Source organism: Rathayibacter sp. AY1D2 (genome assembly GCF_002932695.1).
Taxonomy (GTDB): domain Bacteria; phylum Actinomycetota; class Actinomycetes; order Actinomycetales; family Microbacteriaceae; genus Rathayibacter.
This window is the reverse complement of sequence record NZ_PSVX01000128.1, coordinates 1-1,027: the sequence shown is the minus strand read 5'-3', so window position 1 is coordinate 1,027 and position 1,027 is coordinate 1. Positions and strand designations below refer to the sequence as shown.

Genomic DNA, 1,027 nt, shown 5'->3' with positions numbered 1-1,027 from the left:
ACCGGGCGTTTCCCTCTCGCTATGGCCGCCGTAACCCTGGCGACACACGCACCCGAAGGCACATGGTCAAATCTGGGTTACACGCCGTGCGTGTATTCAATTGTTCCGCTCCTCCCGAAGGAGGATGCGGGGTGCCCGTCTTCTGGGAACCACAAAGTGGACGCAAGCAATCTCTGACCACTCCTACCAGCCTTTACAACGGTATGAGTGTAGTGATTATCAAGTTATCGGCTTATTAGTACCGGTCAGCTCCGACAGTCTTTAGTCCTGTCTTCCACATCCGGCCTATCAACCCAGTCGTCTGGCTGGGAGCCTCTCCCCCGAAGGGATGGAAATCTCATCTCGAAGCCGGCTTCCCGCTTAGATGCTTTCAGCGGTTATCCGTTCCGAACGTAGCTAATCAGCGGTGCTCCTGGCGGAACAACTGACACACCAGAGGTTCGTCCATCCCGGTCCTCTCGTACTAGGGATAGATCTTCTCAAATTTCCTGCGCGCGCAGCGGATAGGGACCGAACTGTCTCACGACGTTCTAAACCCAGCTCGCGTACCGCTTTAATGGGCGAACAGCCCAACCCTTGGGACCTACTCCAGCCCCAGGATGCGACGAGCCGACATCGAGGTGCCAAACCATGCCGTCGATATGGACTCTTGGGCAAGATCAGCCTGTTATCCCCGAGGTACCTTTTATCCGTTGAGCGACAGCGCTTCCACAAGCCACTGCCGGATCACTAGTCCCGACTTTCGTCCCTGCTCGACTTGTCAGTCTCACAGTCAAGCTCCCTTGTGCACTTACACTCGCCACCTGATTGCCAACCAGGTTGAGGGAACCTTTGGGCGCCTCCGTTACTCTTTGGGAGGCAACCGCCCCAGTTAAACTACCCATCAGGCACTGTCCCTGAACCCGATTAGGGTCCGAAGTTAGATATCCAGAGTGACCAGAGTGGTATTTCAACAATGACTCCACGAACACTAGCGTGCCCGCTTCAACGTCTCCCACCTATCCTACACAAGCCACACCGAACACCA

At 55.6% G+C, this 1,027-nt stretch carries 1 rRNA gene; it reads right to left on the bottom strand.

Annotated features, from left to right (window positions below):
- Positions 1–215: 215 nt before the first annotated feature.
- A 23S ribosomal RNA gene (locus C5D04_RS17740) occupies positions 216–1,027 on the bottom strand; the annotation flags it as partial.